Source organism: Mesorhizobium sp. M7A.F.Ca.CA.002.04.1.1 (assembly GCF_004022805.1).
Taxonomy (GTDB): Bacteria; Pseudomonadota; Alphaproteobacteria; order Rhizobiales; family Rhizobiaceae; genus Mesorhizobium; species Mesorhizobium ciceri.
The window spans coordinates 1-910 of sequence record NZ_RZPL01001164.1 but is presented as its reverse complement, the minus strand read 5'-3'; the positions used below and the strand labels follow the sequence as shown (position 1 = coordinate 910).

General features: G+C 60.0%; 2 protein-coding genes. One reads left to right on the top strand and one right to left on the bottom strand.

Annotated elements, in window-relative coordinates:
* Positions 1-378 (top strand): P1 family peptidase (locus ENZ75_RS33025; protein WP_206617172.1); only part of this gene is annotated, 378 nt, incomplete at its 5' end.
* Positions 379-387: 9 nt separating this feature from the next.
* Here the strand turns inward: ENZ75_RS33025 and ENZ75_RS33020 are convergent.
* Positions 388-642: a DUF2171 domain-containing protein gene (locus ENZ75_RS33020; protein WP_013532118.1), complete on the bottom strand. Its 255-nt coding sequence runs from the start codon at positions 640-642 to the stop codon at positions 388-390.
* Positions 643-910: the final 268 nt, after the last annotated feature.

Genomic DNA, 910 nt, shown 5'->3' with positions numbered 1-910 from the left:
ATGCCTGACGAGGCGAACCGGATTCTTTTGAAGTACCGCGACAAACATTTTGGCCGGCAGACGGAGACCGGCGGCAACACCACCATCGCCGTCATTGCCACCGATGCGGTGCTCACAAAGGCTGCCGCCAAGCGCCTGGCGATGTCGGCGCATGATGGATTCGTGCGCGCCATCTGGCCGACGCACACGCCGGCCGATGGCGACCTTGTGTTCGCGCTGGCGACCGGCACGAGCGGTATCGAACTCTCCGCCGATGCAGCAATCGATCTCTACGCCGCCGCCGGCGCCACCATGGCGCGCGCCATCAGCCGAGGCGTCTATGCCGCGACACCTGCCGAAAACGATCTGTTTCCGGTCTGGTCGTCACGCATGAAGTGAAGCGATCAATCAGACCGGATCGGACTTTTCTTCCTCGAACGTCACCGCGACATCAGAATTCGCCGACAGCCAGACCTTCTTGCCGTCGACTTCGGCAATCAGGCTCAGGGGAATGTAGTGGTGATGGCCCTTGTGGGCGCCCTCGCCGCTATCGGCCTTGGTTAGCTTGATGCGCTGGCCATCGACCTTGTCGACAGTGCCGACATGCACGCCATCGGCGCCGACGACTTCCATATGCTCACGAATTTTGCTGGTGTCGGTCATGGTGGTTCTCCATTGGGACTGCCGACAATAACAAATGACGGGCCGATTGGATGCATCGGCTTTCGCACCGCACGACGTTTTGATTCCGTCGTGCTAGGGGATTGAAACGATCACGGGGGTGAAGACCGATGCGAATGCTCTTTCTGTTTGCCGTTGGCCTGCTTGCACAGCTTGCGACCTCGATCGCGGCTCATGCCGGCGATGTCGCTGAACTTGAGATCCTCGGCTTCACCAAGGACGGCAGCGTCTTCGCTTTCGAGGAATATGG

Excerpts from the sequence above, each read along its gene's own strand:
- ENZ75_RS33020 (WP_013532118.1), bottom strand. The coding sequence starts at position 642 with ATGACCGACACCAGCAAAATTCGTGAGCATATGGAAGTCGTCGGCGCC.